Below are 20,411 nucleotides of genomic sequence, written 5' to 3'. Positions count from 1 at the left end.
CTGCCGGAAAAATTAGGACTCATCATCCAACAGATACTTCTCCACATCATCTAGCAACAGATTGGCCGCTTTAACACCGCCGGCAGTCGTCCATACCACATCGTTTACCTTATGTGCATTCCCTTGCTTGACGACATTCAATTCTTTCCACAACTGTTCCTGCAACCACTCTTTTTCCATTTCCGACCCTTCTGTCTCTCCCTTTTCATCATAGGTGTAATAAAGGAGGATATCCCCTTCCATCTCTGGAATCCGCTCTTTGGTTACTTCCGCAGCAAAATCGTCTTTATCTTGAGCTTTGGGGCGTTTAAAGCCGATTTCCTTCAGAATGGTGCCGCCAAAGGTGTCATTGTAATAAATACGGGTGCGGCCCGGCATAAACCGAACCATGGAAACTTCCGTTGATAAGCGATCCCCCGCTTGTTCCCGAATCTTCTCTACCCGCTGATCAAAATCGGCGATTACTGCTTCCCCTTCCGCTTTTTTGTTGACGGTATCCGTATACAGTTTAAAGTTATTTTTCCACTGTGCACGCAACTCTTCCGCAAATACGGTTGGAGCGATGTCGGAGAGTTGCTCATAAATCTTTTCCTGTCTCATCTTGTTTCCAATGATTAAATCCGGTTTAAGGGTCATGATTTTTTCCAAGTTGGGTTGGTGTTCCGTCCCGACGTTTTCAACCCCATCCATCTCTTTTTCCAGATGTTTATACCATGTACCCTCACCGGAAAAGGCTTGAACCGCTCCTACCGGTTTGACTCCTACCGCTAATAAGGCTTCCAAGCCTTCATTGGTAAGGACGACCACTCGTTGTGGCGATTCCGGTACTTCCGTCTCACCCATGGCGTGCTGAATGGAGCGGGTTTCTCCTTGGCCTTCTGCATCCGATTCCGTTGCAGGATTGCCGCACCCCATCAAAATCAAGACAAAGGATAAACAAAAAACAAACAAACTTCCCATATGATTACGCGTTAATATCACTATGTTCGCCTCCAACATTGATAACGATTATCATTTCCGATAATAGTGGTGACGGTTCTTGATGTCAAGTATCAATTTTCTCTAATCATGCTCTTATAAAAAATAGGGAGGATAACAGGGATGATTGAAGAATATAAATTTTTAACAGATTAACTGTCACTTCTCAATTGAAATATGAGGTGATTGTATGGCTAAAATTGCAGTGGATCCTGGGCATGGAACCAATACCCCAGGGAAGCGTACGCCTACAGCAGTGCCAGAGTATGGACGGGTAGTGAAGGAGTATGAATTTAACAAACCGGCGGCTCAATTTTTGAAGAAGGCATTGGAGCGAAATGGCCACAGTGTGGTCTGGACTGGGGGAGATGAGGACCCTTCTCTATCCACACGATGTCAGCGGGCCAACAACGCTAACGTCGATCTGTTTATCTCCATCCACTATAATGCCGGTGGTGGTTACGGTGTGGAAACGTACATTGTCGCCCGTGGCGGCCAGGCGGAAAAATTGGCCAACCGCGTTCAACCCGAATTGGTCAAGGTTCGCGATCAGCGAGATCGGGGAGTAAAAGTGGCCAATTTCCAGGTGTTGCGGGATACGAAGATGCCAGCCATTTTGTGTGAATGCGGCTTTATGGATGATCCTCGCGGGATTGAACAAGCGTGGATGTTGGACGAAGATTTTCAACGGGGTGTGGGTGAGGCGATTTGTAAGGGGGTGCAACGATATTACGGTGCACCTTATAAAGAGCCGCAACCGGAATGGTCGGAAGAAGAGCTTAATAAGCTGAACAGCGCACCCAACGGAGCCCGTTTTTCCCGTACATTGAAGCGCGGGATGAAGAACGGCAAGGATATCGCCGCTGTGCAAACCTATCTGGGTGGACTAAAAGTGGATGAAGATTTTGGACCGCTTACGGAAAGTGCTTTAAAAGAATGGCAGCAAAAAAACGGCATCAAGGTGACGGGAGAAGTGGGGATTGCCAATTGGCGCTATATGTTTGGCGAGAAGCCGACATGGAAACCGGAGGATATCGAAAATTTAAATGAAGCGCCCAACGGTGCCAAATTTACACGAGATCTACGACGAGTGATCCAATCGGGAAAAGATGTAGAAGCGGTACAAACAAAATTGAATATTGTGGTAGACGGTTGGTTTGGCCCAAAAACAGAGGCGGGGGTAAAAGCGTATCAGCAGAAGGCGGGGTTAGTCGTCGATGGGTGGGTCGGCCCAAAAACATGGGCAGATATGTTTGGAACAAAACAGGCATCTGCGGAAAAGGAAGATGTGGAAGAGGCAGTTACCTCAAGCGATGAGTGAAAGGTAGAACACAATGAACGATTCCCATTGAGAGCGAATGAGAAGGGAGCCGGTTAATCAGCTCCTCCCTTAGGTTATTGATCCCCTGTTTCCAACTGTAGTTGGGAAGCGGGGGGTTGTTTATGTGTGATTAGTCACTCATGTCTCGGCATCTTCCCCAATCGGAGTGTGAGGTCCTCGTCTCGACCTACTCTGTTTCGTGGGTGTGAAAGCGATGGATAGATGTAATCAGTTGAATGGGAATACGGTATATTTGAAACCTTACTCCATTGAATACGCGCAAGGTGATCGAGAGAAGGCCAACATGGAGTATTGTACCGACCACAGTACCCAATGTGGTTTTGATAATCACGGTACGGCCGAGATAAAGAGTGGATTGTTTGCGGATGCAGAGCTGGGTGAGACGGGAAACACGTCTATGGTGACGGTCGTCGCTGTCGATGATCAGCTCAGCTCATCCCTCTCCATTTTGGTGGTTATATTTTATTCTATGTCAGCTTGAGCATGATGGTAGAGTATTTGTTGAGAATGATTATGCGGTTTTCATTTGTAAATGCTTTTTAGGAGAAATTTTGAACGTATTATGAAAAAACGAATGATTACTTGACGAGCACCCCCATTGTAACTATTATTGTTACATCTAGTTTGAGAATATCAATTATAAGGAGGATGGCAAATGAAAAATGGATCGGAATGGGGAACGTTGATTCTAAGGTTGGCATTGGGGGTACTCTTTCTCGTCCATGGATGGGACAAGTTTCAAAACGGTTTGGATGGGACGGCTGGATTTTTTGTAAGTGTTGGCATTCCGGGCTTTTTTGCTACAGTAGTGGCTGTGGTGGAGTTGTTGGGTGGTCTGTTGATGATTGTAGGTTTGGCGACTCGGGTGGTAGCGATTCTGTTTGCGGTGGTTATGGTGGTAGCGATTGCCACAGTCAAATGGGGAGCCGGATTTTTGGGTGGCTATGAGCTGGATCTGGTCTTGTTAGCAATGTCGATTCATCTTTTTCTGGTCGGTGGTGGAACGTACGCATTGGACACTTTATTCCGTAAACGAAATGATGCTTCAAGCGCAAAAGCGAAGGCTTAAACAGGAATGGATTGAATGGTTGGACACCGATCCATCAGATCGGTGTTCTTATAGTGGGGTGAATGTTAGACGAAGGATTGATTTGTCGGTATACTGATCATAGGTGATTGCGATGAGAATTAATACGCGTTTTTCGGTAGCGGTTCACATTTTGTCGCTGTTGGATTTTGAAAAAACAAATTCATGCACTTCCGACTGGATTGCAGGAAGTGTCAATACGCATCCGGTGGTTATCCGACGGATATTGGGCATGTTGAAGCGAGCAGGACTAGTGGGGGTTCATCAAGGCAAGGGTGGAACTTACTTGGCGAAACCGCTTACGGAAGTGACATTGTTGGATGTGTATCGGGCTGTAGAAGTGGTGGATAATGGTTTGTTCCGTATGCATGAGAATCCTAACCCTGCCTGTCCGGTAGGTGCCAATATCCAAAGTGTCATTGAAGTCTTGTTTCATCAAGCCCAGGATGCGATGGAATCCGTCTTATCTCAGGTAACGATGGATCAGGTGGTTACGAATTTGGTGTCTCAAATCAATGCAAAATCATAAATCCCGCTTCTGCACAAAAGCACCCGTTGGGGTGTTTTTTTGCCTATTAAAAATCAGTTTCGCGAGGTTCTGTTGTTTGGATATGGCGTATGATTTCAAAGACGTTGAGATCACCGATGACCACTCCCTGCTTGTCCACCACCGGTAATTCTTCTAGCCGATTGATCAGCATATAATGTAATCCCACTTCAATGGAATCCTCCAGTGTCACCGCTGGGGTATTGTGCATAATCATGCTGGCGGTTAATTCTTGTCTATTTTTACTGATCGTCTCTTTTAGGGAAGGAGAAAAATTTACCTGATCAATATTTCCGTTTTTGACGGCGATCAGTTTCAAATAACGCCATAAAGTGATACAACCCTGTAGTTGTTTTTGCTCATTAATCACATATACACTGCGATGGATGGGATGCATCTCCTGAAAGATTTGCTGGATTTGCTGAAAAGGAGTCGTCATTGGGAGAATATTCACCTGTTGAGTGATTGTTTTGTAAACGTTTTTAACTTTCACCGCACTCGCCCCTTTGTTTTTTATTTTTTATTGAAACCCCCTTGAATAAAAAGGTTTATTATTTATTACCCCTAAAGGAACAAAAATCAACCAAATCGAAGAATGGATTTTTCGGTTCCATATAAACATGGTTCGGATTCATTTGTAATAATGATACAATAAAATAAGAATGTGTGGTTAATGGGGGTTGAGAATGAATAAATTTTGGGATTATCTAGCATTAACGATTGGTTCAATATTTGTTGCCGCCGGTTTGGAATTGATTTTGGCACCGAACGGATTGGTGGATGGGGGCGTGACTGCTCTGGCCATCATCGCCAACCATATATGGGAAGTTCCCATCTGGATTGTATTTATGGGACTAAACTTGCCGATTCTTCTCTTTACAGCCAAAGATACCGGTCGGAAATTTGTGATACGGACCTTGTATGCCAATGTGGTTACCTCGATTGGCTTAAATGTATTAAAACCAATCCCGGCAATAACGACTTCAGAAGTGTTGATTGTATTGTATGGTGGGTTGTTGCTGGGGCTTGGGATTGGATTGGTTGTAAAAGTGGGGGGTGCCGTTGACGGTACGGAGATGTTGGCGGTTTGGTTTAAACGACATTATCATGTTCCCATCAGCACTTTTTTGCTGGGTATCAATGCCTTGATCTTTACAGGGGCGGCATTTGTATTTGGCTTGGAAAAGGCGATGTTTTCCCTGGCGGTCTTTTATATTGTTACCAAAATGATCGACTTTGTGCTTGATGGAATGAATCAGGCGAAATCGGTTACCATCATCTCAGAAAAGCCGGATGAAATCGGTCAACATCTCATACAGGAGCTAGATGTAACGCTCACCTATCTGAAAGGGGAGGGCGGTTACTCCGGAGATGAGCGAAAAATCATTTATTGCATCACAGATCGCTTACGTTATGGAAAGTTAAAAGAAGCCGTTTTGGAAATTGATCCAGCTGCGGTATTGGAAGCTTCTGATGTGGCAGAAACGGCAGGGGTTAAGTATCAAAATCTATTTCCCCCCAATAAGGAGGAAAATTAATGCCGGGATTCCCGGCTTTTTTGTTTTTGGCGAAAAAGAAACACCCTCTGTAAAAGGGTGCGAGTGTGAGATAATCTTCTTTAAACAATGGGTTTTTAGAATACAACCAGTGAAAAGATGGTAGCGATCACCAGCAAGAAGATCAAAAGACGTCTTAACCCAAATCCATAACCACCATAACCACCATAGCCACCATAGCCGCCGAAACCGAACAAGCCCATGTTTTACCCTCCTTTTTTGTATTCATCGCTAATGTACGCTACTTCTGTTATCGAGGGAAGGTTGAATGTCAGGGTCCTATTAAAATTAGGCAATCGTTTGCCGGATTTAATATATGCGAATCCGGTGCACCACGCATAACAATAAAAAGGAAAACATCACAATCGATCCTACCCAATAAGCGGCCAACGTTACATGGCCTGTTTCAGTGGCGAGATAGATAGCGGTGGGAATGGTTTGTGTTTTGCCAGGGATGTTGCCTGCAAACATCAAGGTGGCACCAAACTCGCCCAATCCTCTGGCAAAGCCTAACAGGTAGCCTACTGCCAGCGATCGCCAGGATAATGGGATCGTTACATACATCAGAAGCTGCACTTCTCCGGCACCCATGGAACGGGCGACATCTTCCAAATCCGAGTCTACCGATTCAAAACCGGTTTTTAATGTTTGGTAGATCAAAGGGAAGGCGACTACGGTGGCGGCAATAACCGCTGCCCACCAGGTAAACACCACCGGTTGCCCCAACAGCCACTCAATCGCCTGGCCGAGCCAACTGTTTCGACCGAGGAGAAGCAAGAGACCAAACCCCACGACGGTGGGGGGAAGCACCAAAGGGAGCATCCAGATGGTTTCTACCAGTACCTTCCCCGTAAACGACCGTCCTTTCATGATAGCGGCAATGATGATGGCGACGGAGAAAGCGAGGATACTAGCAACGGTGGTAACCTGTGCCGATAGGAGGATGGGAGACCAAAATTCCTGATTAATCATCTGAATTGCCTATCACATGAAATCCATATTTTTTAAAAATCGCTTCTGCTTCCGCACTCTGCAGCCACGTAACCCATTCTTTGGCTTGCTCCGGATGGTTGGAGTCTGAAAGCAACCCGATCGGATATACGATTGGTTGATGGCTGTCAGAATCAAAAGGTTCAACAACGACGGCCCGTTCTGATGTCTTAGCATCAGAGCGATAGACGATTCCCGCATCAACATTGCCGGTTTCTACATATGTGAGCGTCTGGCGAACATCTTTAGTAAATATCAGTTTTGATTGAAGAGAGTCCCATAATTTGAGACTTTCCAATGCTTGTTTGCCGTATTCACCGGCGGGAACTGTTTCCGGCTGTCCGATTGCTACCTTTTTTACCGCAGAATGATTGAGATCTGCCGAGCTTTTAATTTGATTGGTGCCTTTGGGAACCACTAAAACCAATTCATTGGTAAGTAGGTCCCATTGGTTTTTTTGATCGATGTATCCTTGAGCGGTAAGGGATTCCATCTCTTTTGTTCCTGCGGACAGAAACACATCGGCGGAAGCCCCTTGTTCAATCTGCCGTTTTAAATTGCCGGAAGAAGCGAAAGAAGGAAGTAGTTTAGTATGAGGATGCTCTGCTTCGTACTTCGCTTGCAGCTCTGTGAAAGCATCCGTTAAACTGGCGGCTGCCAGCACCGACAATTCGGTGGTTTCGGTCGAGGAATTTTGGTTGGAACAGCTGATGATGATAAATAGACAAAAAAGAGAGAACATGGTTATGATCAAGCGATGCATAGGTTTGTACCCCCGTCTGCGCTTATCGGATATCGGATCGATATAACTGTATTATACCGGATGAGAGGCTTTCTTTTTATTGTTTACCCGCCCACAGTTTGATGCTAAGTTGTAACAGAAATAGATCATCTGGATTCATGAGTGAGCGGCCGGTGAGGGATTCGATTTTACGGAGGCGATAGAGTAAGGATTGGCGGTGCAGATTTAATTCCCGGGCGGTCTGGCTGACATTACACTGGTTTCGCAAATAGGAGTTGAAGGTTTCGATTAAGTCGATCCCACGCAATTGGCTGTAATCGAAAAGGCGGCTCATAGCGGACCAGGTGATCTCCTTGATGTCCGGGTGTTCCGCCAGCTGTTCGAGTGCGCGGTAAAGGCCAGTGTCAAAGTGGAAATAACGGGTACCGGAGCTTTTGTGGCGGCGGCCGATATTGAGCGCAGAGAGTGCGGCTTGGTAACTTTGGTGGAAGGTGTGTACACCGGCTCGATTTTCACCGACTCCCCAGGATACGGAAAAATCCGGGAATCGTTCATGTAGGCGTCCTTCCAAGATGTCGAGAAACGATTGAACCGTATCGACGATGCGATCCATCGGTACCTCCAGGTAGATTACAAGTCGGTCAGGTTGGTGGCTGGTCATGATATGGCGGTGTACCGCCCTGCCGGCGTAGGCGACTTCATCGATAATTTCCCACAACGGAGAGTTGGCCGGTTCACGCTTGCCGATTTTGTGTTCCGCTTCTCCTAAGATGCAGACATAGGGGCAGGAGGTTTCATACCCTAATGCGCTACCTCGGGATTTGATCATCTCCTCAGAGGTGATTTCCCCTTTGGCCAAACTCCAGATAAAATCGCTCTTTAAGCGTGATTCCGTTTCGATGGCGGCATTCTCCTGGAGATAACAAAAGGCGGCTGCGGTGGCGGCGTGATCCAGGTAAATTTGCTCCTCCCGCTGTAGAGGCTCCTCCTCTGCGGGTATTTTGGGCAGAAGGAGAAAGAGAGAACCTTGCTGTTTTTGAGCGGAGCGGATAGGTACTTCAATACAGGTGTTTTCCGGCAGATCTACTCGTTTCCACTCTCCTTGCGAATAATTGTGGAAGGCGCTTTGAATGGGATAAGGGTGGACAATGGAATTGTGTACATCTCGCATCTGATCCCGCCAAAATTGGAGCAAGCGCTGTGCAGCGGGACTGCTGCCCATCACCTCTCCTTTTCGATCGACAAACAACACCGGATTGCCCAGCTTTCGCTGCATTACGCCCGCCAGTTTTGTCAAGTTACTCCCTTGTAGAATCATCTGCAGCAATGCTTTTTGCGTATCCCAGGAAAAGGAGGCGAGGTGATCACGCCGTTGATCCAACTCCCGCAAAACCATTTTCATAATATCGGCAAAACGGATGTGCCAAGGGATCTCAATCAGCGGCATATCGTTTTTGTCGGCAAGTTGGATCGCTTCGGCGGGGATTTCCCGGATATGACGGCCCGTAGCCACCGCCAGGCAAGCAGCGCCAGAGTCGATCAATGCTTGCACAAAATCGCAAAAAAGAAGGGAATTGTGGCCACAGCCAACACCCGTGCTCAACACCCACTCATTGCGGCGGACAAAATTTTCAACAGGCATTTCCATCACCGAGATCGATTCTACGGGGTTATCTAGCAAGGACGATCTAGAAGTTTTGATGATTGCACCATGCATAATATTTCGTTGCAATACTTCTTTGACGGTTAAACGCATGGAACGCTCACCTCCAGATGATTAAACAACACCCCATCTTTTGATGGTATCAAATTTATTACACGGTTACACTCTTTGAAAGGAAATCTTCCATAGAGATATGAATGACAGTGGCGTGCTCAAATTGGGATCGTTCCCCGTCCATGCTGTTCACTATTTTGATGAAAAAGAGGGCGGCTCCTTTATACAATATTGTAATTGTTCAGTTTTCCAACGGTGCGTAAACTAAAGATAAGACATCATGTTGGGGGGTGGCCGCAATGAATGATTTACCCTTTTTATTGCCGGAGTACGTAGAGCGCCTCCATCGAACAAAAGAGAGCATGGAAGCGGCAGGAGTGGAAGTGCTGTTACTGACGGATCCCGCTAATCTATACTATCTATCCGGTTATGATGCCTGGTCTTTTTATGTGCATCAAATGCTAGTCGTCATTCTGGAAGAGGAACAACCGATCTGGATCGGACGTGAACAGGATGCCAATGGTGCACGTCTGACCACATGGATCCATCGGGATAATATCATTCCATATCCGGATGACTATGTACAATCGCTTCAGAAGCATCCGATGGATTTTATCGCGGACTGTTTAACGCAGATCGGTCAAGCTGATAGGCGGATCGGGGTAGAAATGGACTCTTATTATTTTACTGCACAGGCGTATGAACGATTAAAAAAAGGTATGCCTGATGCACGCTTTCAAGATTGTACCCTCTTGGTCAATCGGGTTCGCATGGTGAAGTCGGATCAGGAAATCGCCTATATGCTCAAAGCGGCACGGATCGCCGAAGGGGCGATGCAGATGGCGTTGGAATCGATCGCCCCCGGCGTGAGGGAGTGTGATGTGGCTGCCAACATCTTTCACGCCCAGGTGAGCGGTACTCCACACTTCGGCGGCGATTACCCGGCGATCGTTCCTTTGCTGCCGGCGGGTGAAAAGACCTCCACCCCCCACTTGACTTGGACGGATCGCACGTATAAACAGGGGGATACCGTCCTGGTGGAACTGGCGGGATGCTACCGGCGATATCATTCACCTTTGGCGCGCACGGCTGTGATTGGAGCTCCTTCCAGTTTAGTACGAGATTTGGCGGAAGTGGTGATCGAGGGTCTCAATACCACGCTGGATGCGGTAAAGCCCGGAATGACCTGTGAAGAGGTAGAATGGGTATGGAGGAGTTCAATTGCGAAAAATGGGTGGTTAAAAGAATCCCGCATGGGATATTCCGTCGGGTTAAACTATCCTCCCGATTGGGGAGAGCATACGGCTAGCTTCCGGCCCGGCGACCAAACGATCCTGCAACCGAACATGACTTTTCACATGATACCGGGAATGTGGTTTGATGCATATGGGGTGGAGTTAAGCGAAACCTTTCGCGTCACCGAAAACGGCTGTGAAGTGTTGGCGGATTTTCCGCGAGAGGTTTTTCAATGCCCTGTTGACTCTGGGGTTTATCATCCTCTTGGGGGGAGCGGGGCATAAGGCTCCTCAGACAAAAATAGTGGAAAGGAGTGGGTGAGAGATGATTAAGTCACATCAAGAGATACTGGATGGCACCCGATCCGTATGGGGGGGAGAAGAAGAATCCCTGCTTCAGGGAGCAACACAAGTGCCGGTTGTGCACAGTGTTTCCTATGGCTATCCCGATATCGATACTTGGCATGAGGTGGCATTGGGGAAGAAGCGGGGACACATCTATGGCCGCAACACTAATCCTACCGTTGAGGTGTTTGAGGAAAAAGTACGCCTGTTGGAAGGGGCGGAGGCGGCCACCAGCTTTTCCACTGGAATGGCGGCGATCAGTAATGTCTTGTTTACGTTTTTGTCACCGGGGGATCGGGTGGTGTCGATTAAAGATACCTATGGCGGCACCAACAAGATCTTTTTGGAATTTCTCCCTCGTTTTCATGTAGAAGTGCAATTGTGTGACACACACGACCATGATGTACTGGAAGAAGAGATTGCACGTGGGTGTCGGGTACTCTATTTGGAGACACCCACCAATCCTACGCTAAAAGTGATCGATATTCAACGGCTGGCCCGAGCGGCCCATCGTGTCGGTGCGATTGTGGTGGTAGACAACACCTTCGCCACTCCCCTCAATCAGAAACCGCTAACACTAGGAGCAGATTTGGTTATTCACAGCGCGACCAAGTTTTTAGGCGGGCATGCTGATGCCTTGGGCGGGGTGATCTGTGGATCAAAACATCTGGTAAAACAGGTATACCATTACCGCGAAATCAATGGAGCAACATTGGATCCGATGGCGGCTTACCTGTTGCTCAGAGGGATGAAGACGCTTCATCTGCGCATCCGTCAGCAGAATCATAGCGCTTTAACGATTGCTCGCTTTTTAGAGAATCATTCGGATGTAGATAACGTCTACTATCCAGGGCTGGACTCCCATGTACACCATGGGATTGCCAAGGAGCAGATGAAAGGTTATGGAGGGGTGCTCAGTTTCGCCTTAAAAGGCGGATTAGAAGCGGTGCGCCGCTTTTTGCCCCGGCTACGCCATGCACATCTGGCGGCCAATCTAGGCTCTGTGGAGACGGTAGCAGGGCCGCCGCGAACCACCAGCCACGTGGAATGCAGCGAAGAGGAACGGCAGGCGATGGGGATTCCGGAAGGGTTGATCCGCTACTCCGCCGGCATCGAGGAGACCGATGATCTATTGCAGGATTTAAAACAGGCGCTGGAAGCAGTACACGAAGCCGGAGTGAAAACATCATAAAACTAGGTCTGTGGAGGACAAAGGTTCATCTGGTAGATCTCCCACGCGATCCGAGCGATGTTTTTATCGGTTTTGGTGTAACTAACGACAGGAAAGCTGAAGTCGTTTTTGCAGAAGGGCATGGGCGGGAGTCATTCTTCTCCCTCCACTATCAAATGGAACAGGAGATCCGAATCGATCCCCGCCACCTCCATCGCACATTTAAACGAATTACGGGATCGATATAAAAAGACGCCTTCCGTTAGGAGGGCGTTTATGTTTGACAACTACAACTTTTTTTTGTAATCAAGTACAAAAACCAAACAGCGTGGTTTTGTTCATCGGCGGCAGCACGTTGAAATGCTGTTCGTATCACGGGATTTCTGGCTCGATCGGCAATGTCTAGGTAATGATCGACGGTTTCTTGTTCATCTTTAAAAGCGAAATCCAGTCCTTCTTTGTACGATTGGGGACAGGGTTCTGTTATGGTCGGGGTTGGCTGTCTGCCCGTCAAACGGGTGTAAATAGCAGAGAATGTTTGAAAGTGACGAACTTCATCCTGTCTGATTTCTTTTATCTGTTTGCGGGCTTCTTCAGTAGGGGCAACCGTTGCCAGATGGGCGTAACAAGCGATGGCACTGTATTCGCCGTTGATCGCCTGGGCGATGTTTGTGATTAACGGGGTATCTAGTTCTTGCTGAATTATTGCATACCGATACAATTGCGCTCCTCCCGTCATTTGCCTTGGAAAAGTATATGCAACAGCTCACTGTGATGTGCCCATGTTGTCTAAATGAAGTGTGTATATGAGTAATAAAGTGAAAAGGGTCTGGTTAAGGCGGTTCTGATTTAAATATTAGCGATTGAATAAACAAACATTTTGATGTATTATTATTCATCATGATCGTTCATCGCGGAGGAAATTAGGATGCACAAAATCGAGGAATTATCGCTAAATGCCTGGCCTTCATTACAAACAATGGTTTACGATGGCTGGTTGATCCGTTTTGCTAACGGCTATACCAAGCGGGCCAATTCGGTAAACCCCATCTATGGAACCAGCAACTTCACCGAACGAAAGATCAAGTATTGTGAGGATTTATATAGCGAACGGGGGCTTGTTCCCACATTTAAAATGACCTCTTTTGCCGAGCAGAAAAATTTGGATGAGGTCCTTGAGCAAAAAGGCTATATGACGATGCATCATACGAGTGTGCAAATGTTGGAGCTAACGGATCTAAAACAACCAACCCATCCATCAGTTAATATTGCAGAAAGGTTGACAGAGGAGTGGTTTGCCGCTTTTTGCCGATTGACTCAGGTCGATGTTAACAATATCGCAACTGTTAAGCAAATGTTGTTATCGATTATTCCGCAAACATGTTTTCTTGCCCTTTATCATAAGCAGGAAATTATCGCTTGTGGAATGGGGGTGTTAGAAGAAGGTTACTTCGGTATATTTAATGTTGTCACTGCCATCAATCACCGCAAGCAAGGGGTTGGAGAGCAATTATTATTACATTTGCTAAAATGGGGAAAAGAAAATGGAGCAAATCGGGCTTATCTGCAGGTGGTCCAGAATAATGAAGCGGCGATCAAACTCTATATGAAATTAGGGTTTCAAACCGCGTACCAGTACTGGTTTAGAGTGAAACAGTGATGTGGGGGAGAAAAATGTAGTCGGGGATGGAATTATAGGGGGATTATCATTGGTTTGAGTTAGTGATAAGGGGAAAAGTTGGATCCCTGGCAAACAACCCGTTCTAAGCCCAAGTTATCTATTAACACTCGGCCGAGGTCAAATCATTTTAGGATTAGTGGATGTGTCAAGAGAGCCCCACAAGCTGTGACTGCTACGGCGATGACGATCCAGATGATCATCCGTTTTAAGTCAGCCATTACAATTACGTTGTTATCAATTGATTTAGAAGGCACTCTTTTTCTCTTCATCGTGTGCACCCTTCCGTCGCTTAGAATGAAGCAAAGGCTTTCCCCAAACCGCCCAAACGGCGTTATACGGTACAACCCGTGTTATGCGATGATCGAAGTGAACGGTATCTGGTTGAAAGCGAACAGGGGCGAGCCGTGTATAAAAGGCAATCCGTTCTCCTTTGATCAACCACATCCATTGTTTTAATGGTTTCATAATCATCACCCTTCACAGGGTCGACGATATGGAAAGTATTTATTCTTCAACTTTGTGCGAAAGAAGGAATTAGTGTGGATCTGTCAGTGCTTCTTTCATTTATTGGACTGTCAGTTTTGCTTACATTGACACCGGGACCCGATATCTTATTTGTAATCACACAGAGTATCGCTCGTAACCACCGGGATGGAATGGCGGTTGCCTTGGGTTTATGTACGGGATTGCTGGTCCATACCACTGCGGCGGCGTTGGGAGTGTCAGCAATTTTACATCAGTCCGCCGTCGCGTTTCAGCTATTAAAAGTTGCCGGTGCCATTTATCTGTTATGGTTAGCATGGCAGGCATGGAAGGGGAGTCGCTATGCTTCATTTGGAGAGACGACGACCCCAATTCAATCCAGTTTCTTTGCGCTATACCGTCGCGGTGTGTGGATGAACCTGCTCAACCCCAAGGTATCACTCTTTTTTCTCGCCTTTCTGCCGCAATTTATAACCTCGACAGGAGCGCCAGTGGCGGTGCAGATGACGTTTTTGGGATTGTTGTTCCTGGTGCAGGCCTTAGTCGTCTTTCTAACCGTGGCTCGGGTGGCACAATCCTTGGGCAAAATCTTGTTTCGCAATCCAGCCTGGGCCAAACCGATTGAGCGTATAAAAGCGGTGATCTATTTGTGGTTGGGAGTTCGGGTGGCTTTGATGGAACGATAAATTGAATGTAAATAAAATTGACATAAAGATGATGATCAGTTATCGTCGAAAATCGCCCTATATAATAGGAAGAAACTCAATCACCACGGAATGTTTTAAGGGTGAGTATGGGCGTTTCAAAGGGTTTTGTCATCAAGTGAAGGGTTAACAACGGTACCTTTCTCTAAAATGAATGTGAATAAATATGACATTCAACATCGCTAGTCTCGGAATTGATTTAAGTTGGTGAAGAATTCCTGTAGGAATTCGTAAAACAGTTTTTCTGAGGGGGGCAAATCTCGGTTGGTGGGAATGATGACACCGACGGTGCGGTTTAGTTCCGGTTCGCTGACGGCAATTTTGACCGTACCCCGGGGTACGCGATCCATTAAGGTGATTTCCGGTAGAAGGGTAACTCCCAATCCGGCGGCAACCAGACCTTTGATTGCGTCAATATCCTCGCCCTCAAACGAAACCTTCGGTTCAAAACCCATTTGTTTGCAAGCGTTGACGACCAAGCGATTGAGAACAAATCCGGAAGGGAACAGGACAAAAGATTGATGCTGCAACTGATCGAGGCGTAAGGCGGGTTGGTCGGCCAATTCGTGATTGGTGGGGAGAAGGGCGACTAGTTTTTCCGAGAAAAAGATGTGCCCTTGGTATTCGCCCTTGTCTGTCGGTACGGGCGCGATAAAAGCCAATTCCACCTCGCCTTTGACCACACTATCGATTAAATGGTGAAAGGCGCCTTGTCGTAGTTGAAACCCGATGTGGGGATAGCGGGCGCGAAAGGAGGAGATTACCGTCGGCAAAATATGGGAAGCGAGGCTGCTGGGAAAACCGAGTCGGATGGTTCCGCGTTCAGGGTCCAAAAACTCATTAATCTCCTGCTTTGCTTTCTCGATTTCCCGCATCGCCGCTTCCGCATGTTCCAAAAAGATGCGTCCGAGAGGGGTGAGGCGGACATTGCGCCCTTCCCGCACAAACAGGCGGACACCCAACTCTGTTTCTAAGTTGGCAATCTGGCGGCTTACTGCGGATTGGGCCACATGTAGAGCGTGGGAGGCTTCGGTTACATGTTCGCGGCGAGCCACTTCGATAAAATACTGAATTTGCCTCCATTCCATCGCGCTTCCCTCCCTATCCATCTCATATTGAGATCGTTTATATCTTAATTATATATTGTTACTATTGATTACCGCAATTACAATTAGAACCACTAACTTCGTGACATGGAAAAGGGATTCTTATTGGAATTTCTAATTGATGAGAGGTGAGTGCTATGGCCCGTCACGAGTTTCCACAAAAACAAGGGCTTTACGATCCGGGATTTGAACACGATGCCTGTGGAATCGGTTTTGTCGCCAATCTTCGCAACAATCCATCCCATACCATTGTGAAGCAAGGATTGGAAATCTTGCGCCGAATGGTGCACCGCGGAGGACAACAGGATCCGGAAACCGGCGATGGGGCCGGTATTATGCTGCAACTTCCCCATGATTATTTTCAGAAAGAGTGTGGGAAGGCAGGCATTAACTTGCCGGAATTGGGCCGTTATGGGGTAGGCATGCTCTTTTTGCCCCAGGATTCGGAACGTCGTAAGCAGGTTGAACAGCAGTTGGAGGCGATTGTCGCTGAAGAGAACAAACGGTTGTTGGGTTGGCGCGATGTCCCCGTTGATCCTGAAGCGATTGGGAAAACCGCCCGTGACAGTCAACCGTTTATCCGCCAGGTATTTATCGGCGCGGAAGGGGAGTGGGAGAGCTCGCTCGCCTTTGAACGAAGATTGTATCTCATTCGAAAACGGTTTGAAAAAGTGGTGAGCGATGACGTTTATGTGGTCAGCCTCTCCAGCCGTACCATCGTATATAAGGGGTTGTTAACCCCACACCAAGTGGATGCCTTTTACCTGGATCTTAAAAATCCGTCGTTTACCTCTCTTTTTTCCATGGTGCACAATCGCTTTAGCACCAATACATTTCCCAGCTGGGAACGAGCCCATCCCAACCGTTACCTCTTGCATAACGGGGAAATCAACACCTTACGCGGAAATGTCAACTGGATGTTGGCTCGGGAGAAAATGTTTGCCACGGACGCCTTCGGCGATGACTTAAAGCATGTGTTGCCTGTGATGAACTTGGAGGGAAGCGATTCCTCGATCCTGGACAACTGTTTTGAGTTTTTGGCATTGTCCGGGCGTTCGTTACCCCATGTGGCGATGATGATGATTCCGGAGCCGTGGGATCAAAATGTGCATATGGCCAATCCGTTGCGGAAAGCGTTTTATGAATACCACAGCTGTCTGATGGAACCGTGGGACGGTCCGACGGCGATCGCCTTTTCCGATGGCCGCCAAATCGGGGCAGTGTTGGATCGAAATGGGTTGCGACCGGCCCGCTACTATGAGACGACGGACGGCACCTTAATCTTCTCCTCGGAAGTAGGTGTGGTCGATGTAGCGGAGGATCGAATCGCTCGCAAAGGACGCTTGGAGCCGGGGCGGATGTTGTTGGCCGATCTGGTGGATGGTCGCATCGTTGATGATAACGAGCTGAAAGAGCGGATTGCGCGGGAGCATCCCTACCGCCAGTGGTTGGTTACCCACCTGTTACCGGTGGAAAAGCTGCCAGAGCAAAAGAGGCAAGCGGAGTGGGATGATGATGAGTTGCTGCAGTTGCAGCAAGCGTATGGTTACACCTATGAGGAGCTGACGAAAAACTTGGCTCCGATGGTGACGGAAGGGAAAGATCCGATCGGTTCGATGGGAAACGATACGCCGTTGGCGATATTGTCTGATCGTCCCCAACTGTTGTACAACTACTTTAAACAGTCCTTTGCGCAGGTGACCAACCCGCCGATCGATGCGATCCGGGAAGCGTGTGTCACCTCCACCTTGACCAATCTGGGGGCAGAAGGTAATCTGCTGGACCCGCAGCCGGAACACTGCCGTCGCATTCGGTTGCGCACGCCGATCATTTCCGATACCGATTGCGCCAAATTGCGTAGCAATCCCCATCCGGAATTTCGTTCCCGCACATTAAGCATTCTGTTTGACGCCCAACAGGGAGCAAAAGCGATGGAAGCGGCGTTGACGGACTTGTTTGCTAAAGCGGATCAAGCGATTGAAGACGGTTGCACACTTCTGTTTTTATCCGATCAGGGGGTGAATGCCGCTCAGGCGCCGATTCCGACATTGTTGGCGGTAAGCGGGTTGCATCACCATCTGGTGCGAAACGGCACCCGTACTCGTGTCAGTCTGATTGTGGAGACAGGGGAAGCACGAGATGTGCATCAACTGGCGATGCTGTTGGGGTATGGAGCCGATGCGATCAATCCGTATCTGGCGTTGGCTTCCTTGCGCAAAATGGTGCGGGAAGGCGCCATTGCCGACTTTACGGAAGCTCAGGCGGAAAAAGAATATCTGCGCTCGGCGACCGATGGGATTGTGAAAGTGATGTCCAAGGTGGGGATCGCCACCATTCAAAGTTACCGTGGTGCGCAAATTTTTGAGGCGATCGGCATTGCCCAGGATGTAATCGATCGTTATTTTACCCGGACCAGCTCGCAAATTGGCGGAATCGGTGTGGATGTGATTGCGCAAGAGATGCTGATGCGCCATCAAGCGGCTTATCACGGACGGGAGCACCGCGATTACGGTTTGGAGCCGGGCAGCGATTTCCAATGGCGACGTAACGGGGAATATCATGCCTTTGCTCCTGTCACCATTCACACGTTGCAACAGGCATGCCGCAAAGGGGATTATGAAACTTTTCGCCGCTATTCCCACATGGTGGATGAGGAAAACTTGGCCTTTTTGCGGGGATTGCTCGACTTTGACAGCGGACGAGATCCCGTCCCACTGGCTGAGGTAGAGCCGGTGGAATCCATCTTTCGTCGCTTTAAAACCGGTGCGATGTCGTATGGTGCGTTGAGCGGGGAGGCACATGAAGCGCTGGCGATCGCCATGAACCGTATCGGTGGGAAGAGCAACAGCGGGGAAGGGGGAGAGTTTCCCGACCGTTTCACCCGTGATAAAAACGGAGATTGGCGCCGCAGTTCCATCAAACAGGTGGCATCGGGTCGATTTGGAGTATCTAGCCACTACTTGACCCATGCCAATGAAATTCAGATAAAAATGGCGCAGGGAGCAAAGCCGGGTGAAGGCGGCCAATTGCCGGGGAATAAAGTGTATCCCTGGATTGCGGAAGTACGGGGGTCAACGCCGGGGGTGGGACTAATTTCCCCACCACCCCATCACGATATTTACTCGATTGAAGATTTGGCGCAGCTGATCCATGATTTAAAAAACGCCAACCCAGCTGCCAAAATCAGTGTGAAGCTAGTATCCAAACCAGGTGTAGGCACTATCGCCGCCGGTGTAGCCAAAGGACTGGCCGATGTAATCGTCATCAGCGGTTACGAAGGGGGAACCGGAGCCTCACCCCGCACCAGTATCAAACATGCGGGCTTGCCGTGGGAGCTGGGTTTATCGGAGGCCCACCAAACCTTGCTCTTAAACCGGTTACGCGATCGGGTCACCCTGGAGACGGACGGGAAGATGATGACTGGACGGGATGTGGTGGTGGCTGCACTCCTCGGGGCCGAGGAGTACGGATTTTCAACAGCGCCGCTGGTGGTACTGGGCTGTATCATGATGCGGGCTTGCCACTTGGATACCTGCCCGGTGGGCGTTGCCACGCAAAACCCGGAGTTGCGCAATAAATTTAAGGGCAATCCGGACCATGTGGTGAACTTTATGCAGTTTGTCGCCCAGGAAGTACGGGAGATCATGGCTCAACTCGGATTCCGCACCATGGATGAAATGATTGGACGTAGCGATGTCTTACAGGCGCACGAACGTGTAAAATCTCACTGGAAAGCGAAATACCTCGACTTGGCACCGCTACTCTATCAACCCAATATGCCTCTGGAAGTAGGAGACTACGGTAAAAAAGAACAGGATCATCATCTGGATGAGGCGTTGGATCGTAGCCGCTTAGTCCCATTGTGCCTGCCGGCACTGGAAAAGAAAGAGCGGGTTGAAGCGACCCTGTCGATTCAGAGCACCGACCGTGTGACCGGAACCCTTCTCGGCAGTGAGGTGACCAAACGCTTTGGAGCGGAAGGACTGCCGGAGGATACGATTCGCCTGAACTTCAAAGGATCAGCAGGACAAAGCTTTGGTGCATTCCTGCCCAAAGGGGTCTCCTTAACATTGGAAGGGGATGCCAACGATTATGTGGGCAAAGGGCTTTCCGGCGGCAAGATTGCCGTCCGCCGCGCGTCTCTACTTTTGTACCGGAAGAAAACGTGGTAATCGGTAATGTGGCCTTTTATGGCGCATCCGCCGGGGAAGCGTATATCCAAGGGATGGCGGGAGAACGGTTTTGTGTACGTAACAGTGGGGTTCAAGCTGTTGTCGAGGGTGTAGGCGATCACGGCTGTGAGTATATGACGGGAGGACGCGTGGTCATTCTCGGTCCCGTCGGGAAAAACTTTGCTGCTGGAATGTCGGGCGGAGTCGCCTATGTATTGGCAAACGATTTTGATGCCTTTGCCGATCGCTGCAACCGGGAGCTCGTGTGGTTGGAAGGCATTCGCGATCTGGAAGAAGCGGAGTCGGTCCGAGAGCTAGTCCACCGGCATGTGGTTCATACCGGTAGCTCACAGGGACAGCGTGTCCTATCCAACTGGGAGTCGTCGGTACGCCATCTGGTCAAGGTGATCCCACGGGATTACAAACAGATGCTGGATCTGATCGAGCGATTGATTCAAAGCGGGATGGAGCGGGAGGAAGCGATCGCTACGGCTTTTGAACAAAAGACCAAAGGCGATGCCGCACCCCCGTCCCGACAACCGGTACTAACGTGAA

18 protein-coding genes and 1 pseudogene are annotated in these 20,411 nt (G+C 48.5%); 10 read left to right on the top strand and 9 right to left on the bottom strand.

Annotation, left to right across the window (positions count from 1 at the left end; all coding sequences use genetic code 11):
- Positions 1–12: 12 nt before the first annotated feature.
- Entirely contained in the window at positions 13–960 is a 948-nt protein-coding gene (locus C8J48_RS07970) for an ABC transporter substrate-binding protein (protein WP_107725768.1), read from the bottom strand.
- Between the two features lie 208 nt (positions 961–1,168).
- On the opposite strand from C8J48_RS07970, the gene C8J48_RS18940 reads away from it, so the two are divergent.
- The 4 genes from C8J48_RS18940 (at position 1,169) to C8J48_RS07950 (ending at position 3,936) form a co-directional block, all read left to right on the top strand.
- A complete protein-coding gene (locus C8J48_RS18940; RefSeq protein WP_107725767.1) occupies positions 1,169–2,299 on the top strand; it encodes an N-acetylmuramoyl-L-alanine amidase in 1,131 nt (376 codons plus the stop codon).
- A gap of 214 nt (positions 2,300–2,513) precedes the next feature.
- A complete protein-coding gene (locus C8J48_RS07960) occupies positions 2,514–2,801 on the top strand; it encodes a hypothetical protein (RefSeq protein WP_107725766.1) in 288 nt (95 codons plus the stop codon).
- A gap of 174 nt (positions 2,802–2,975) precedes the next feature.
- Positions 2,976–3,389, top strand: coding sequence for a DoxX family protein (locus C8J48_RS07955; RefSeq protein WP_107725765.1), 414 nt, complete (start codon positions 2,976–2,978; stop codon positions 3,387–3,389).
- A gap of 112 nt (positions 3,390–3,501) precedes the next feature.
- A complete protein-coding gene (locus tag C8J48_RS07950) occupies positions 3,502–3,936 on the top strand; it encodes an Rrf2 family transcriptional regulator (RefSeq protein WP_107725764.1) in 435 nt (144 codons plus the stop codon).
- A 46-nt stretch (positions 3,937–3,982) separates the two neighbouring features.
- Here C8J48_RS07950 and C8J48_RS07945 read toward each other — a convergent pair whose 3' ends face one another.
- Positions 3,983–4,447 (bottom strand): CBS domain-containing protein, encoded by a 465-nt coding sequence (locus C8J48_RS07945; protein ID WP_146160464.1) that lies wholly within the window; start codon positions 4,445–4,447, stop codon positions 3,983–3,985.
- Between the two features lie 193 nt (positions 4,448–4,640).
- On the opposite strand from C8J48_RS07945, the gene C8J48_RS07940 reads away from it, so the two are divergent.
- On the top strand, positions 4,641–5,492 hold the full coding sequence (locus tag C8J48_RS07940; protein WP_107725762.1) for a YitT family protein: 852 nt from the start codon (positions 4,641–4,643) through the stop codon (positions 5,490–5,492).
- A gap of 95 nt (positions 5,493–5,587) precedes the next feature.
- Here the strand turns inward: C8J48_RS07940 and C8J48_RS18935 are convergent, their stop codons facing one another.
- The 4 genes from C8J48_RS18935 to C8J48_RS07925 form a co-directional block, all read right to left on the bottom strand.
- Positions 5,588–5,713 (bottom strand): sporulation protein YjcZ, encoded by a 126-nt coding sequence (locus tag C8J48_RS18935; RefSeq protein ID WP_211316606.1) that lies wholly within the window; start codon positions 5,711–5,713, stop codon positions 5,588–5,590.
- Positions 5,714–5,819: 106 nt separating this feature from the next.
- Positions 5,820–6,482: a molybdate ABC transporter permease subunit gene (gene modB / locus C8J48_RS07935; RefSeq protein ID WP_107725761.1), complete on the bottom strand. Its 663-nt coding sequence runs from the start codon at positions 6,480–6,482 to the stop codon at positions 5,820–5,822.
- Positions 6,475–7,263, bottom strand: coding sequence for a molybdate ABC transporter substrate-binding protein (gene modA / locus C8J48_RS07930; protein ID WP_245891098.1), 789 nt, complete (start codon positions 7,261–7,263; stop codon positions 6,475–6,477). The genes modB and modA overlap by 8 nt, the downstream gene beginning before the upstream one ends.
- A gap of 76 nt (positions 7,264–7,339) precedes the next feature.
- The gene (locus C8J48_RS07925) at positions 7,340–8,998 is read right to left on the bottom strand and encodes a PucR family transcriptional regulator (RefSeq protein ID WP_107725760.1); all 1,659 of its coding nucleotides are present in this window, start codon (positions 8,996–8,998) and stop codon (positions 7,340–7,342) included.
- Between the two features lie 260 nt (positions 8,999–9,258).
- On the opposite strand from C8J48_RS07925, the gene C8J48_RS07920 reads away from it, so the two are divergent.
- Together C8J48_RS07920 and C8J48_RS07915 are read left to right on the top strand one after the other, a co-directional pair.
- Positions 9,259–10,479, top strand: a complete 1,221-nt coding sequence (locus C8J48_RS07920) for a M24 family metallopeptidase (protein ID WP_107725759.1) — start codon at positions 9,259–9,261, stop codon at positions 10,477–10,479.
- A gap of 40 nt (positions 10,480–10,519) precedes the next feature.
- Positions 10,520–11,731 (top strand): cystathionine gamma-synthase family protein, encoded by a 1,212-nt coding sequence (locus C8J48_RS07915; RefSeq protein WP_211316605.1) that lies wholly within the window; start codon positions 10,520–10,522, stop codon positions 11,729–11,731.
- A gap of 253 nt (positions 11,732–11,984) precedes the next feature.
- Here the strand turns inward: C8J48_RS07915 and C8J48_RS07910 are convergent, their stop codons facing one another.
- Positions 11,985–12,449, bottom strand: coding sequence for a ferritin-like domain-containing protein (locus C8J48_RS07910; RefSeq protein ID WP_107725758.1), 465 nt, complete (start codon positions 12,447–12,449; stop codon positions 11,985–11,987).
- Positions 12,450–12,638: 189 nt separating this feature from the next.
- On the opposite strand from C8J48_RS07910, the gene C8J48_RS07905 reads away from it, so the two are divergent.
- Complete coding sequence (locus tag C8J48_RS07905; RefSeq protein ID WP_107725757.1) at positions 12,639–13,370, top strand: GNAT family N-acetyltransferase; 732 nt, start codon at positions 12,639–12,641, stop codon at positions 13,368–13,370.
- A gap of 264 nt (positions 13,371–13,634) precedes the next feature.
- Here the strand turns inward: C8J48_RS07905 and C8J48_RS07900 are convergent, their stop codons facing one another.
- Entirely contained in the window at positions 13,635–13,856 is a 222-nt protein-coding gene (locus C8J48_RS07900) for a hypothetical protein (RefSeq protein ID WP_107725756.1), read from the bottom strand.
- A 74-nt stretch (positions 13,857–13,930) separates the two neighbouring features.
- Here C8J48_RS07900 and C8J48_RS07895 point away from each other — a divergent pair, with 74 nt between their 5' ends.
- The gene (locus C8J48_RS07895; protein ID WP_107725755.1) at positions 13,931–14,560 is read left to right on the top strand and encodes a LysE family translocator; all 630 of its coding nucleotides are present in this window, start codon (positions 13,931–13,933) and stop codon (positions 14,558–14,560) included.
- Between the two features lie 200 nt (positions 14,561–14,760).
- Here C8J48_RS07895 and gltC read toward each other — a convergent pair whose 3' ends face one another.
- A complete protein-coding gene (gltC, locus tag C8J48_RS07890) occupies positions 14,761–15,666 on the bottom strand; it encodes a glutamate biosynthesis transcriptional regulator GltC (RefSeq protein ID WP_107725754.1) in 906 nt (301 codons plus the stop codon).
- A 155-nt stretch (positions 15,667–15,821) separates the two neighbouring features.
- Here gltC and gltB point away from each other — a divergent pair.
- Positions 15,822–20,410, top strand: a pseudogene (gene gltB, locus C8J48_RS07885) (glutamate synthase large subunit).
- Position 20,411 lies beyond the last annotated feature (1 nt).

Source organism: Desmospora activa DSM 45169, assembly GCF_003046315.1.
GTDB classification, from domain to species: Bacteria; Bacillota; Bacilli; order Thermoactinomycetales; family DSM-45169; genus Desmospora; species Desmospora activa.
This window is presented reverse-complemented; position numbering and strand designations above follow the sequence as displayed.